General features: G+C 57.5%; 10 protein-coding genes. All 10 read right to left on the reverse strand.

Features of this window, described 5'->3' with window-relative positions:
• Positions 1–119: 119 nt before the first annotated feature.
• The 10 genes from V8L70_RS12490 to V8L70_RS12535 all read right to left on the reverse strand — a co-directional run bounded on the left by V8L70_RS12490 (position 120) and on the right by V8L70_RS12535 (position 14,186).
• Positions 120–2,678, reverse strand: coding sequence for a glycosyltransferase family 4 protein (locus tag V8L70_RS12490; RefSeq protein WP_336269474.1), 2,559 nt, complete (start codon positions 2,676–2,678; stop codon positions 120–122).
• Positions 2,675–3,715 carry a glycosyltransferase family 4 protein gene (locus tag V8L70_RS12495; protein ID WP_336269475.1) on the reverse strand — a complete coding sequence of 347 codons (1,041 nt, stop codon included), beginning with the start codon at positions 3,713–3,715 and terminating at the stop codon, positions 2,675–2,677. The genes V8L70_RS12490 and V8L70_RS12495 overlap by 4 nt, the downstream gene beginning before the upstream one ends.
• Complete coding sequence (locus V8L70_RS12500) at positions 3,712–5,346, reverse strand: methyltransferase domain-containing protein (protein ID WP_336269476.1); 1,635 nt, start codon at positions 5,344–5,346, stop codon at positions 3,712–3,714. The genes V8L70_RS12495 and V8L70_RS12500 overlap by 4 nt, the downstream gene beginning before the upstream one ends.
• 69 nt (positions 5,347–5,415) lie before the next feature.
• Entirely contained in the window at positions 5,416–6,642 is a 1,227-nt protein-coding gene (locus V8L70_RS12505) for an ABC transporter ATP-binding protein (protein ID WP_336269477.1), read from the reverse strand.
• A gap of 10 nt (positions 6,643–6,652) precedes the next feature.
• Positions 6,653–7,555 carry an ABC transporter permease gene (locus V8L70_RS12510; RefSeq protein WP_336269478.1) on the reverse strand — a complete coding sequence of 301 codons (903 nt, stop codon included), beginning with the start codon at positions 7,553–7,555 and terminating at the stop codon, positions 6,653–6,655.
• 52 nt (positions 7,556–7,607) lie between these two features.
• A complete protein-coding gene (locus V8L70_RS12515; RefSeq protein WP_336269479.1) occupies positions 7,608–8,789 on the reverse strand; it encodes a glycosyltransferase family 4 protein in 1,182 nt (393 codons plus the stop codon).
• 14 nt (positions 8,790–8,803) lie between these two features.
• Positions 8,804–9,976 carry a glycosyltransferase gene (locus tag V8L70_RS12520; RefSeq protein WP_336269480.1) on the reverse strand — a complete coding sequence of 391 codons (1,173 nt, stop codon included), beginning with the start codon at positions 9,974–9,976 and terminating at the stop codon, positions 8,804–8,806.
• Positions 9,977–10,028: 52 nt separating this feature from the next.
• The gene (locus V8L70_RS12525; protein ID WP_336269481.1) at positions 10,029–11,465 is read right to left on the reverse strand and encodes a mannose-1-phosphate guanylyltransferase/mannose-6-phosphate isomerase; all 1,437 of its coding nucleotides are present in this window, start codon (positions 11,463–11,465) and stop codon (positions 10,029–10,031) included.
• A 253-nt stretch (positions 11,466–11,718) separates the two neighbouring features.
• Positions 11,719–12,663: an IS5 family transposase gene (locus V8L70_RS12530; RefSeq protein WP_101147219.1), complete on the reverse strand. Its 945-nt coding sequence runs from the start codon at positions 12,661–12,663 to the stop codon at positions 11,719–11,721.
• 146 nt (positions 12,664–12,809) lie between these two features.
• Positions 12,810–14,186 carry an undecaprenyl-phosphate glucose phosphotransferase gene (locus V8L70_RS12535; RefSeq protein WP_336269482.1) on the reverse strand — a complete coding sequence of 459 codons (1,377 nt, stop codon included), beginning with the start codon at positions 14,184–14,186 and terminating at the stop codon, positions 12,810–12,812.
• Positions 14,187–14,195 lie beyond the last annotated feature (9 nt).

Here is a 14,195-nt window from a genome sequence, read left to right on the forward strand (position 1 = left end):
GTGCCACGTAAGGCGGTGTTGTAAAGCACCGATATAACCCCTAAAGCTCTTATTTTCTATCATTTAACGAGTTTTCGAACTGTGTTCACAAACGCATGCTGGTATCATAGTCGCTAATTCTAAATGTCGCAATCAGCGATACGATGTACGGCTACCGACCAGTCAAAGTAGTGAGCAGTACGTTGACGTGCGTCAGTTACCTTCGCTTGGCGCTCTTCCGGTGTGCTGGCTAACAGCGCCTTCAGCGCGGCGGGCCACTCAGTCTTTTCTGCCAGCCACACCTGCAGCGGGGTAAAATCCAACCCGCGGTTGCCAAACGGTGTGGTCAGCACCGGCACGCCACTGGCAGTGTAGTCGAGCATTTTTAGGTTGCTACCGGAACCGGAGAACATCGGGTTCAGCGCCACATCCACACTGGCCAGCAGCACTGCTAATTCCGTATTACTGACCCGACCAAGTGCGCGCACATTGCTGGGCGGCAGGTAGCGAAAATCCGGGTGGTCGCACAGGCTACCGGCCAAATAAAACACTACCTGGGGGCAGGCCGGGGCCAGCTGACGGCAAATAAATTCCGCCGCTTCCAGGTTAGGGCCGTGCCAGCTGCCTAAAAACAGCGCTACCGAGCGGTGCTGCTGCAGGCGCACCTGCCACTTGCTACGGGTGGCCATATCAATAAACGGCAGTGCGCTTAAATCGGCACAGTTGGGCACCACGCGGCCTTTTTCCGCGGGCAGATTGTAACGTTCGCGGAAGGTGACCAGATCGCCTTCGGCGCAGGCCAGCACTTGCTGGCTCTCTTCACAGGCAAGGCGTTCGGCGTTTTCCACTTCGGCCATGGCCTGCAGCGCCTGCGAGTCTTGTTTCGCCAGCGGCGTGGCCAGAATGGCGCGCTTCAGGTCGGTTTCCACGTTGTGGGCTTCGTACCACCACGCAACGTCCAGGTGCTCACGCAGCGCGTGTACCAGATACGGGTGGGCGCATACCCCTTGGGTGGCGGTCTCGGCGTAGTGGCGCACTAGCTCGATAAAGCGCGGATTCTCGCGCCAGCCTTGAATGGCGGCAATGTCGTCCACCGGCACGCCCATGGCGGCCTGCAGGCTTTGCTGCTGGCGTGCCTGGCTACGGCTGAGCGGCACCCGGTGCTCGAACAGGCCGGGGGCAATTTCGCGGCACTGCTCCTGGCTTTCCGCGGTGTGGCTGGCGGGGGGTGCCAGCACCAGCAGCGTGACGCGGATACCCAACTCGGAAGCCACATGGCGGTAAAAGTGGAACATGCGGCTCTGGCCGCCACCCATGGGCGGGTACACCGGGTAGGTATTGAGCACCAGCCAGTGGGCGCCTGCCCCGCTGCCCTGGGTAGCCACCTCCGGCGTTACTACCTCCGGCTTAACCACCGGAAAGCGCTCGGGCGAGGTGGTGCTGGGCTGACCGGGGTGGGTGATCAGCTCGCGTACGGTGTCGGGCCAGGTCACGTGGGCCACGGCGCGGCGGGCGTGTTCGCCCATGGCGCGGGTTTGCGGGCGGTCTTCGGCGGCCTGGGTAATCGCTTCGGCCAACGCCTCGGGCGTGGGGGCCACGCACCAGCCGGTCTCGCCGTGGCGCACAAACTCGTTTACACCACCGGCATCAGTGGTGGTGATCACCGGTTTACCGGCGCTCATCGCCTCCACGGTAATCAGGCCGTAGTCTTCGTCATAGGGTAGAAACGGCACCGCCAAGGCGTCTTGATACTGGGCGGCCACATCGCTGTCGCGCACAAAGCCGAGAAAACGAATGCGCGGGTCGTCGGCGGCCAGGGCCTTCAGTTCGGCCTCCATGGGGCCGGTACCGGCGATGCGCAATTCCAGCGCGACATCCGTCAGCAGAAAGGCGCGCACCAGCAGGTCGAGTCGCTTGGGGCCATCCAGGCGGCTAACGGTAAACAGGTAATCCCGCGCCGCCGGGTCGTCGCTTTCTTGCCTAACGGGAAAATCCGCCGGGGGCGGCAGGTCTGACGGGTGGTGAATCACCTTCACCGCTGCCTCCGGGGGGAAGTAGTCGGCCCGCCTCGTCACGTTTAGGGATATCGCGTGGTAGGCGGTGATCTCGCTGGGCGCGGTGGCAATGCGGTCCAGGTGATGAATCACCGCGCGGCTGAGCGGGCCTGGAAACGCAAACAGCCCTTCCCTGGCGGCCTGGGGCAGCCAGGGGCCGTGCATCAGCCGCTTTAGGCAGGCGAACAGCTCAGGCAGTTGGGCGCGTTCTGGCGTGGCGGCCAGCAGGCGGCGCAGGCGATTGAGTTCCGGGTGGTAACGCAGCAGGCGGATCGCCTTCTGGCCCTTTTCACCGGGCCAGGCCTTTGGCGTAAAAGGGTCGGCGGCGGCCAGCTCGGGCCATGGGTAGGTGTCGTAAAGCCCGCGCAGGGTGTGCTGCAAATAGAGATAGTGGTCCGGGTGGGCGACCATCCAGGCGGGGTACTTGGTGGAAATCACCCGGTCGAAATGGCTGACGTCCAGCTCGCTGAAGCGCTGGTAACTGGCGATCAACTCGGCAAAGTTGCGCTCGGCGGAGGGCAGTTTGATCAGCTCCATCTGGTGGTCGCTGAGCTGGTTGGCGTGGTGCAATAGGCCCCACCAGAGCTTTTCTGCCCCGCCTACCGCAAACGGCACACCACTAGGGGCGATAAGGGCGATCTTCATGCCCCGCCCCCCTCGCCCAGTAGCGTGCTGACCACTTGTTGCCAGCTAATGCCCGCACGGTGATAAGCGGCGTACCCGGCGCGGCCCATTTCCGCCGTGCGGGCGCGGTTTTCCCAGGCGGCATCAATGGCGGCGGCGATTTCCAACGGATCGGGTTCCACCACCCAGCCGGTCTCTTCGTGTTCGACAAACTCCAGCGGGCCGCCGCTGTCGCGGCAGGTGATCACCGGCTTGGCGGAGAGCATGGCTTCCAGGGTGATGTAACCGTAGTCTTCATCGAAGGGGCCGAAGAACACCGCCAGCGAATGGGCGTACCAAGCGAGCTTTTCCGCTTCCGTAAAGCGCCCGACCAGTTTGACCGTTTGCTGCAGGCCGTGGCGCTGGATCAGCTGCTGATAGCGCTCGCGCTGGCCGCCTTCACCGGCAATGATGATGCGCGCCGGGCTTTTCAGGTGGCGGGCGGCTTCAATCAGCAGGTCCTGACGCTTGAGGCTTTCCAGGCGGCTGGGGCAGAACACGTAGCCCCACTCCTCTTCACAGCGGAAGTGTTCAGCACCAAACGGCGGGTGATAAAGCGGCGCGGCGTCTAGCCCGTTGTAGTGTTTGAGGCGCTCGGCCACCCGCTGGGAGTTGGCATAAAGCCGCCGGACATTGCTCAGGTGGCGGTTGTCGAAGGCTTGCACAGCGTCTTTAAGCTCACGCTGTTCCGGCGTGGCTTCATCCTCTTGCCACAACTCGTAGCAGGCGCGGTGCTGGTGCATCACCCACACGGTGTGCTCGGGGTGGGTAATCCCCCAGGCGGGAAACTGCAGGCTGATGGCACGGTCGATGGTGACGCCGTTGGGGGCGCTCATGTCCAGGCTGTCGACATACTCCATCAGGTGGCGTATGTCGCTTTCGGGGCTGAAGCGAAACGGCAGCCGCAGCAGCTCGACCTCGTGACCGTGCTCGCGCAGCGCCTTGGCCACTCCTTCAATATGGTAATCCGCGCCACCGCGCATAAACGGTACCAGAGTGGCGTTTAGCAGTATTCTCATTGCGTGCCCTCCTCCGGCGTGTCTTCAGCGGGCGTTGCGTTGGCTGTCGGTGCTTCGACTGTCGCTTCTTCAGCTTGCGTCGTTTCAGCTTGCTCAGCTTCAAGACGGGGGGCAGCCTTGCGGCCGATCACCGCGAAGTCCTGCGGGCCGCACAGGTGGCCGTTGACGCGGGCGGTGAGCGGGTCGTCGCCGGGCACCTTGGCTTCTTCCGGGTAAGGGTTGAAGCGACGCACTTCTACATCGCTGAAGCCGAGGTAAGTGAGCAGGAAGGAGATCGCCGTGGGCGTAATCGGGTTGCGGTGCGTGGGGTCGTGGTAGAACGTGTGGCTGCCCACCAGCAGGTTTTCGGGGTTGGGGGTTTCCAGAATCAACACGCCGCCTGGGGCTAGAATACGGTTGGCTTGGTCGACCAGACTGTAGAGCACATCAAACGGCAGGTGCTCGATCAGGTGGAACGCGCTAACCAGCGCATGGCTGTTTTCCGGCTCGGTACGCATCACGCTGACCGCATCGGCGTGAGTGACGTCAAAGCCGCGCTCACGGCAGTGTTCAATCATGGCAATGTTGAGGTCGACACCGTGGGGCTCAAAGCCCTGTTCGGTTAACAGTGCCAGCCATTCGCCACGGCCACAGCCGACATCCAGCGCGCGGGTGCCCGCTTGCCGTGCGGCTTCCCACTGGGGCTGGTAATTATCCAGGTGGCGGCGGATTTGCGCTTCGCTGCCGCGGCAGGCGTCTTCAAAAGCGAGGTAATAGGCGTCGAACAACTGCTGGTCGAGCTGTTGGCATTTGGCGTCTGCAAGCTCGATCTGCTCGCCTTCTGCCGGGCTAATCAGCCGTTCCACGGCACGACGATGGTGCTGTAAGGCACTCCACAGCGCGGGTTGGTGGCGTTCCTGCTCGCTTAGCCGCTCGGCGAATTCGCTGCTTTGGTGGGCGTGCTGTTCGAAGGTTCTGTTGTGTTGCTCTAAATGATGGGTGTGCTGTTGCGCTTGCTCAGCCTGCTGCCCTAAGCGGTGTTCCTGACGCTGCAGTTCGCCGTCCAGCTCCAGCAGCACATCGCGCATCATGGCACCACGTTGGCGTTCGTTGTCTTCCAGTTCAAAAATGCGTTCCAACAGTTTGAAGCGGGGGCGCAACAGTACGCCGACAATCCGATAGCTCAACCGCATTAACGGGCGCAACGCCCGCCCCAGCGGCCCAAGCCGCCCAACAATACGAAACGGCAGCGTGAGCATGCCCCGGCGGGGAATAACGGCGCCGCGCTGGGCCAGCGAGGCTTGAGCTTCATCGGCGCACAGCAGTTCGGCCAGCACGTAAAGCCTACCGGTGCGCGGCAGCACGCTCAGGTAGTGGCTCATGCCCTCTTGATCGACTTCGCGGTCCATCAACACTCGGTACACGCGCTGCAGGAAGATTTCGTCGCGGTGGCTGGCGGCCACTAGCTCTTCCAGCGCCGGGTGGTTGGGATCGCTTACCTTGGCGGGGTCGTGGCGTTCATCCAGCAGCTCGCCCAGGCGATCGCGGTAGGCAAACGGCGGCGGCTGGGTGCCGTGTTGGCGTTCGTGCTGGCGGGCCACGGCCTTCAAACGGCCAATCAGGCTATCAATGTCGTCGAATGTTTTGGTCATGAGTGGCGTTCCTATTTATTTCGGCTGCGGCACTTATTCGGGCTGCTGGGCTGGCTCAGACTGCTGCGCTTATTCGGGCTGCTTCGCAGGACTGGGCACCGCGGCGGGCAGGGTTTCCAGGGTGAGCGGTAAGCGACACACGCCGGAAAACAGGTGCTGCTTGAAACCGGCCACTTCAAATTGCAGGTAGCTGTCATACCACCAGTAGCAGGCTTCCAAGTGGTGTTCGCGGCTATGCACGCCGATGGTGATGGTGTATTTACCAGGGGCGATGTCGGCCTGCAGGCCAAGGCGAACCCGATGCTCGCTACCGGCTTCCAGGTTCAGGGTTTGCCCCAGCTGAAAACTGTTGGCACCGAAAATATCCTGACCGAAGCGGTCGCGCACCATGATGCCCAGGGTAATATCGCCAACGGCCTGATGAGCGCTCAATTGCAAATCAATATCGAGCATTTCACCGCTGGAAATGGTGGCGCTGTGGCTCTCCTGCCCTGCCACGCTGCCGGTGGTCACTTCCACTTCACCGGTGCCGTAGGCGCTATGCTGGCGGTCCAGGTGGCGGCCCTCTTCCTCTTCGGCCTGGCGGGCCATAATGCGGTTGTAGCGGTTCACGGCGATGTCGGCGTCACCGTCGAACACCACACTGCCGCCTTCCAGCACCAGGGCGCGGTCGCAAAGCATCTTCACGGCGTTAAGGTCGTGGGAGACGAACAGGATCGAGCCGCCGCTCTCTTTAAACTCGCGAATGCGCTTCATGCACTTCTGCTGGAAATAGCCATCGCCCACCGAGAGCGCTTCATCCACCAGAAAGCACCGCGGCTCGGCGTGAATGGCGATAGAGAACGCCAGGCGCATGGTCATACCAGAGGAGTAGGTACGCAGCGGCTCCTGGATATAGTTACCCAGCTCGGAAAACTCGATGATTTCCTGGCGGCGTTGGTCGAGTTCTTCATGACTCATGCCCAGCATCAAGCCATTTGCGGTGATGTTTTGCAGGCCGGTGAGCTCCGGGTTGAAACCGGTACCCAGCTCCAGCAGGCCGGTGATGCGCCCGTCGATGTGGATTTGGCCACTGTCGGGCATCAACACGCCGGTTAACAATTTGAGCAGCGTGGATTTCCCTGCTCCGTTGCGCCCTAGTACGCCCAGCACTTCGCCGGGGGCCACCTGGAACGAGATATCTTTTAGCGCGTGGTAGCTGTCGTGGCGTACCCGGCCTGTCACTGCTTCTCTTAGCCGGTCGGCGGGGCGGTGAAACAGCTTGAAGGTTTTGTTGAGCCCTTGGATATCGATCATTGTTGCCTCCTTACAAACAGTCGCGCAGGTCGCGCTCGGTACGGCCCAACAGCCATAACCCTAGCGCCAGGAGCCCAAAGGCGGCGATGGCAAACAGCGAAATAGGCAACAGATCCGGCAATTGCTGGCGCATGATGAGGCTGCGATAGGCATCCACCAACACGAAAGCGGGGTTGAACTGCATGCCCCCCTGCACCCAGACGGGGAGGATTTCCATGACATACACAATCGGCGTTACCCAGAACCAGACCTGCAGCACGACCGTGACCACTTCCTTGATATCCTTGAGATACACCGCCAGTACTGCAAGCGTGATGCCCAGGGCGTAAACAAATAGACACTGCAAGGCGTAAATCACCGGCACAAAAATCCAGTAGGCCGAAAGCGGGAAATCCACCAGCAGCAGGAAGCCGACAAAGAACACCATGCCGATGATGTAAATCACGGTTTCCGTCAGCAGTACTGAAAGCGGCAATGCCAGCAGCGAGACATTGACCTTGGTGACCAGATGGCTCTGGTCTTTAAACAGGTTGGTGATCCGCCCTAGGCTGTTGGCGAAGGAGATCCAGGCCAACATGCCGCAAATCAGGTAGATACTGTAGGCGTACTGATCGATCTCGGCGCCGAAGCCTTCAAGCTTAGCGCCCATGATGCTGGAGAACACCAGTACGAAGACCAGGATGTTGATCAGCGGCGAGACAAAGGTCCAGGTGGCGCCCAACACCGAGCCGGTATGGCGTTCCACCAGGTCTTGCCGGGTAAGGTGCAAGATTAACGGCAGGCTATGGTGAATAGCACGTAGCTGAGGGTTGGCGCGCAGTCGTTGGTACACGCGGGTTTGCTTATAGCGGGGAACGCCCTGCTCGTTAGCGGGCCCTGCGCCAAATAACTTTTGGTAAATACGCTTAATCATTCATGACTCTTCATTGATGGCTCTTCCCTTCTCGACCGTTTCATCGTGCTCGTTACTTGTTTGCAGGTTCACTCGCCGCACGGTGAAAAGAGGCCAGTAGCTGTTCGGCGGAACGTTGCCAGGTAAATTGCTGGGCACGCACTTTCCCGGCGGCAATGTAGCTGTCGTGGGTCTCTTCCATTAGCCGCTGCAGGCCGTGACGGATGGCGTCTTTGTCCAGCGGGTCGACTTCCAGGGCAGCGCCTGCCGCCACTTCAGTGGTAGCTGTGGTGTTGGCGGTGAGTACCGGCGCCCCGGCGGCCATCGCTTCGACCACCGGCATGCCAAAACCTTCATACAGCGAGACATACACAAAGCCCTGCGCCAAGGCGTATAAGCCCGGCAGGTCATCCGTGGGTACATAGCCAAGGCGGCGAATAGTGCCACGGGTAAATGCTTGTTGCACCTGTTCAGAGTAGACCTGGCTGCCCCAGCCTTGCATGCCCGCTAGCAGCAGTGGCGTTGCTTGTTGCTGGGCAAACGGCAGGCTGGCGAAGGCCTCCAGCACCGTGGCGAGGTTTTTGCGTGGTTCCAGCGTGCCGACGCTCAATAAATAGCGCGGCGGCAGTTGGTAATGCTGGCGTAGGTCTGCGGTGATGGCATCACTGGGCGGTTGAAAAAACCGCTCGGCGACCGCGGGCGGCACAATATCGATACGCTCGGGCGAAACGCCATGCAGTTCCTGCAGTTCATCGGCGGTGAATTGCGACACGACGTTAATACGGGTGGCACGCTGCAGGCTTTCGGGCAGGTGACGGTCTAGAAACCGTACGCGCTCAGCGGGATGGTGCTCCGGGTAGCGCTTGTGGGAAAGGTCGTGCACCGTGACCACGCTGCGCCCCTGCCAGGGCAACAGCACGTAATTGGGCTCCCAGTAGAGCGCGTCTGGATGTTTGATGTTGTACTGCAGCCGCTGCGAACATAACCAACGGTACATTTTGCGTGTCAGACCGTTGCGTAAATAGCGCCGCGCCAGTTGCCAGGCAAGATGGTCGCGCTCGGTACGTGGCTGGCCAGCGACATTGGTGGTTTGCAGCAGCGGATGCTCAAGCGTCAAGGTTTCCAGCTTGCGGCCCGTTACCCCTTCCAGGCTGAGCGAGTCGTGCTGAAGCAGTTCGCGGGTTAATTCGCGAGTGTAGTGGCCTATCCCCGTTAGCGGAGTCAGCAACGGCTGTAAATTAACAATAATATGCATGAACAATATTCGCGCTATTCAGCGCTTTTTACCTCACCCAGTAGACTATGTAGGCGCTGCCAAAAATGCGCATAGCTGAACTGCTCGGCTTGTTGCCGACAGGCCTGGGCCTGAAAATGGTGCCCTTCAAACACGTCAAGCGCCGCGAGCAGGCTGGCCGGGGTTTGCTGATCAAACAGCACGCCCGTGGCGGCGTCGCCATGACGTATGTCCTTCACTGTTTCCAGCGCACCGCCTTTGCCGTAAGCAATCACGGGGGTACCGCAGGCTTGAGCCTCTAGCGGTAAAATGCCGAAATCTTCGTCAGCGGCAAAAATAAACCCACGGGCTTGGCTTATCAACGCGGTTAACTGCTCATTTGGCTGATAACCGAGCAGCTCTATATGCGCATGACCTTCGGCCAGGGCCAGTAAACGGTCATACTCTGGCCCATCACCGACAATTTTCAACTGCCGATACGGCGTGGCTTTAAACGCTTCAATGACTAAATCCAGCCGTTTGTACGGGACCAGCCTTGATGCCGCCACATAGTAGTCGTCATGCGGGCCTGCATTGAATACAAACTGTTCCGTATCCACTGGTGGATATAGCACACTCGCCTCTCGGCGGTAATATTTGCGAATACGCTGGGCCACATTGTGCGAATTAGCAATAAAGTGGTCGACCTGGGTAGCGCCAAAGTAATCCCATTGACGCAGCCGTTTGAGCGTTTTTCTGACGTAACCCTCCATCAGTGGCAAACGGAAGCGAGCATTTTCCAGGTAGTTTTCTTTCATATCCCAGGCGTAGCGCATCGGGGTATGGCAATAACAGATATGCTGCTGGCCAGGATGGGTAATCACGCCCTTGGCCACCGCGTGGCTTGAGGAGATCACCAAATCGTACCCACGCACATCGAACTGCTCGACGGCGTAAGGCATCATCGGCAAATAGTGGCGGTAATAGCGGCGTGCAAAGGGCATACGCTGCAAGCGACTGGTGATAATGCGATGGGGAGCCAGCCAGTTGGCCTCTGACGCTGGCAAAAAATTCACCAGCGTCATGACATCCGCCTGGGGAAAGGCTTTTAACAAGGCTGCCAGTACTTTCTCGGCCCCACCGTTGACCACCAACCAGTCATGCACAATGACAACTCGCCATGTGCGATATTCGTCGTGCATGGCTGTTAGTTGATTGTTTATGCTCATGTAAAACGCTTAACCCTAACAATGAAACGGCACGTTGTGGCCCACAGCCGTTTTATTGGCAGCGTCCGTAGTCATCATTGTAACGAACGATGTCATCTTCCCCTAAATAGGAGCCCGTTTGCACTTCAATCAGGTGTAGCGGTATGACACCAGGGTTTTCAAGACGGTGCACCGTTCCCAGAGGAATGTAGGTGGATTCGTCTTCGGACAGCAAAAAGCTTTTTAGATTGCTCAAATCGCCATGCCCTTCGCCTTGGGTCACCCGGGCGGTGCCCTTCACAACCACCCAGTGTTCGGCACGGTGATGGTGCATTTGTAGCGAGAGCTTGGCACCGGGATTAACCACAATCTCCTTCACTTGGAAGCTGTCGGTTAGCACCATGGTGTGATAGTGCCCCCAGGGGCGGTAAGCGCGCTTATGGGAGGTGGACTCTTTGCGCCCTGCTGCTTTCAGTGCATTGACGATGAGCTTGGTGTCTTGGGCTTGATGGCGGTCGGCTACCAACACGGCGTCATCGGTTTCAACAATCACTAAATTGTTAACACCCACCGCTGCCACTAGGCGCGATTCACTGTGGATCAGGCTATTGTGAGTATTGTGCAGCATTACATCGCCGTGTATGGCGTTGCCGTTCACTTGGTCTTCAGAGGCTTTCAGTGCGTGTACGGCATCCCAGGCGCCAATGTCGCTCCAACCTGGGTCCATTGGCACAACCGCCGCTTCTTGGGTGTGCTCCATCACCGCATAGTCGATGGATTCGCTACGGCACTGAGCGAAAATTTCCTGGTCAATCCGTAAAAAATCCAGGTCTTCGCTGCGCTGAGCGTAGGCACGTTCGCAAACATCAAGAATATCCGGCGCGTATTGGCGCAGGGCGTTGAGGTAAGCGCTGGCTTTGAACAGAAAAATCCCGCTGTTCCATAGGTAATCACCACTTGCCAGGTAGCTTTCAGCACGTTCCTGATCAGGTTTTTCTACGAACGTATCAACGTTGTAACCAGCGCCCTGGGCGCTACCGCGCTTAATGTAGCCGTAACCGGTATGCGCCATATTGGGCGTAATGCCAAACGTGACTAACTTACCTTGGCTGGCCAGTTCGCTGCCTTTGGCAACGGCTTTGGCAAAGGCGATCTCGTCTTTAATGACGTGGTCAGCAGGCATCACCAGCAGCTCTGCGTCTTCACTTTGTGCAGCGAGTGCCGCCAATGCGAGCGCAGGCGCGGTGTTACGACCGCACGGCTCTAAAATAATCTGGGTATCTTTAAGGCCGATTTGATGCATCTGTTCGGCAACCAGAAAGCGGTGCTCTTCATTGCAGACAATTAGCGGCGTGCCGGTGCCTTCGACATTGTTCAGCCGCTGCGCTGCTTCTTGTAGCAAGCTGCGATCATCTTTGTGCAAGTTCAAAAACTGCTTTGGGTAGTGCTCACGCGATACTGGCCATAGCCGGGAACCAGAACCACCGGATAAAATTACCGGAAAAATCATATTTCCTCCTTGAAGCTTAATTCACTGACGTTACTACACACCCCTTATGACAATGTCTTTATGACTAGGCATTCCAAGCACATATGTCTTAGTACTTATTGCCTAAGTACCTAGGGAAGGTCTGAATAACTGCCGATATTCATCACCGCTCACTTGAGCCGAGAAAAAATCGAAAATTCAGACATTCTTCTCCCGTTCTTTGTGTATTTTTGCCCGTTTCCCGCTCATTGAGCGGAAAACGGGCGCAATCGCCCTATTCCCATAGGTATTTCTCACTGATCAGCAGGTTGCTGAACGCCGCCAGCAAGTGCAGGCGCTGAGTGTTTTTGGCCAGTCCACGATAGCGAGCCTTGCCATAACCAAAAACTTGTTTGATGTACCGAAAGGGGTGCTCCACCTTGGCACGGATACTGGCTTTGATTTTTTCGACTTTCTGTCGCCTGGCATCTAGCTGCTTGCGGGTGCCAGGCCGTTTGGCAATATACCAAGAGACATCGTTGCGGTGCTTGTGCTCGTCTCGTTTTTGAATACCAAGGTAACCGGCATCACCGAAGACGCGTTGCTCTTCACCGTGAAGGAGCTTATCGGCAGGCACAATGTCATGGACATTGGCAGCCGTGGTCTCAATGCTGTGAATCAACCCAAGCTTATCGTCGACACCTATGTGCATTTTCATGCCAAAGTGCCAAGAGCTACCTTTTTTAGTTTGGTGCATTTGCGGATCGCGCTCGCCTTTTTTGTTTTTGGTGGAACTAGGCGCAGAAATGATAGTGGCATCGACAATGCTCCCTTCGCGCAGCATCAGGCCATTTTTCTCCAGGTGGTTGTTCACTTCCTGGAACAGCACCTTGCCAAGGCCGTGGCGTTCCAGAAAATGGCGAAACTTGAGAATCGTGGTTTCGTCCGGCAATCGGTCCAGTTTCAAACCGGCGAATTGGCGCATGGACTCGATCTCGTAGAGGGCGTCTTCCATGGCCGGATCGCTCAGGTTGTAAAACAATTGCATGCAATGGACGCGGAGCATGGCAGACAGTTGATACGGAGGCCGCCCGCTCTCGCCCTTGGGGTAATAACGGGCTACCTTCTTCTCCAACTGCGTCCAGGGGATCAGCTTGTCCATCCGCTCCAGAAAGAGTTCGCGGCGGGTCTTTCGCTTCTTGTTCTGGTACTCGGCTTCTGAGAAGGTGATTTGATCCATGGCAGCACTGAATCCTATGCAGTTGACGATAGCCGTATTATCGCTGATGGCAGTGACTTTTTCAGAGCTTCCCTAGTTCTAATTACTTGTTGACTAAGTACTTATTGCCATACACTGATAACAAGGCCCTGCAGGACATCGTTGCTCTAAGGCTGGGTGTTAATAAAGCCACGTGTAATGGTCATGGCTAAAATCTTCAGATCGAAGCCAAGCGACCATTTTTCTATGTAGTAGAGATCGTATTCGACGCGTTTTTGCATCAGCTTTACATCTTCCGTAATGCCTCTTAGTCCATTAACTTGCGCCCAGCCTGTCATACCGGGCCTAACCCGGTGACGCTGCATATAGATCTCAATATGATCCTTGTAATGATCGTTGTGGTCCATGGCATGGGGGCGCGGCCCAACCAGCGACATGCGTCCTTGCAAGACATTATAAAGCTGGGGAAGTTCATCCAAGCTGGTGCGGCGCAGAAAGCTGCCAAGCGGCGTAATGCGATGATCCGCAGCTGTGGCTTGCTGTGTCGTGGCGCTTTCATGCTTTTTCATTGTGCGAAACTTATAGATTTTAAAGCACTTACCATCTAACCCGTGGCGTTCTTGCTTAAACAGGATTGGGCGACCCATCTTGAAGAAGATAGCAACAGCCACTGCCAGCATGACGGGCAAAAAGGTTACAAACAGCGCCAATCCCAGAATTCGGTCTTCCAACGCTTTGACGACCCGCATGGGGCCATTAAGAGGCGTGTGGTTTAGCTCTAACGAATACAAACCGGCCACTTGAGCAATGCGGTGGTTAAGCAAGCGGATATCCGGCAGGTCAGGGAAAAACCGGATAGTCGTGGGGATGCCGGCTAAGAGGCTCATTAACTCACGCACCCGTGCGCCTTCTACCAGTGGGTAGCCTAGCCAAATTTCATCAAATTGACGCTGAAACGTATTTTTAATGGCAAACGCCGCCATGTTGTTCATAAACGCTGCATCACCAGTATCCAAGTGCTTGCCCACAATGACATAGCCAGCTTGCGGTAAATCGTGGACACGCTGCTCTAGCAGGCCGACGTTGTCAGACTGCCCAATCACCAGTACGTTTTTTAAGTTGCGCCCCGTGGCACGCACATGCCGTAGATAGGCATATAGAGCAGCACGCACCATGCTGCCAGAGAATAGTACCGCTAGGGCGGTGAGCCCCATCCACAGGCGTGAAAAACTCTGTGTGGTATGGGTAGCCACTAGCAGCAGACTGATAACGCCGATGGCCGCCAGCCAGCTGAGCACATAAACCCCGAGCATGGTGTATAAACTACGCCCACGCCAGGGTTGATAAAGGCCCATTAATTCGCCAACGGCGGGCAGAATTAAACTGCCAATCACAATGAGAAAGAGGTAATCATCACCTTCTGCATTGATATGCGGCATAGCCCAGAGGGTGACTAGCGATACCAGCATCGCGATGCCAGCATCAAAACAGCGCATAGCACGTCTAAGCCAGTCGTTTGTCTGTGTCCCTTTCAATACGGCCATGCGCTAACC

Source organism: Vreelandella arctica, from assembly GCF_037070215.1.
Classification (GTDB): domain Bacteria; phylum Pseudomonadota; class Gammaproteobacteria; order Pseudomonadales; family Halomonadaceae; genus Vreelandella; species Vreelandella arctica.

What these genes read in the sequence shown, in the direction of transcription:
- V8L70_RS12490 (WP_336269474.1), bottom strand. Translation starts at nt 2,678, where the DNA reads ATGAAGATCGCCCTTATCGCCCCTAGTGGTGTGCCGTTTGCGGTAGGC.
- V8L70_RS12495 (WP_336269475.1), bottom strand. Translation starts at nt 3,715, where the DNA reads ATGAGAATACTGCTAAACGCCACTCTGGTACCGTTTATGCGCGGTGGC.
- V8L70_RS12500 (WP_336269476.1), bottom strand. Translation starts at nt 5,346, where the DNA reads ATGACCAAAACATTCGACGACATTGATAGCCTGATTGGCCGTTTGAAG.
- V8L70_RS12505 (WP_336269477.1), bottom strand. Translation starts at nt 6,642, where the DNA reads ATGATCGATATCCAAGGGCTCAACAAAACCTTCAAGCTGTTTCACCGC.
- V8L70_RS12510 (WP_336269478.1), bottom strand. Translation starts at nt 7,555, where the DNA reads ATGATTAAGCGTATTTACCAAAAGTTATTTGGCGCAGGGCCCGCTAAC.
- V8L70_RS12515 (WP_336269479.1), bottom strand. Translation starts at nt 8,789, where the DNA reads ATGCATATTATTGTTAATTTACAGCCGTTGCTGACTCCGCTAACGGGG.
- V8L70_RS12520 (WP_336269480.1), bottom strand. Translation starts at nt 9,976, where the DNA reads ATGAGCATAAACAATCAACTAACAGCCATGCACGACGAATATCGCACA.
- V8L70_RS12525 (WP_336269481.1), bottom strand. Translation starts at nt 11,465, where the DNA reads ATGATTTTTCCGGTAATTTTATCCGGTGGTTCTGGTTCCCGGCTATGG.
- V8L70_RS12530 (WP_101147219.1), bottom strand. Translation starts at nt 12,663, where the DNA reads ATGGATCAAATCACCTTCTCAGAAGCCGAGTACCAGAACAAGAAGCGA.
- V8L70_RS12535 (WP_336269482.1), bottom strand. Translation starts at nt 14,186, where the DNA reads ATGGCCGTATTGAAAGGGACACAGACAAACGACTGGCTTAGACGTGCT.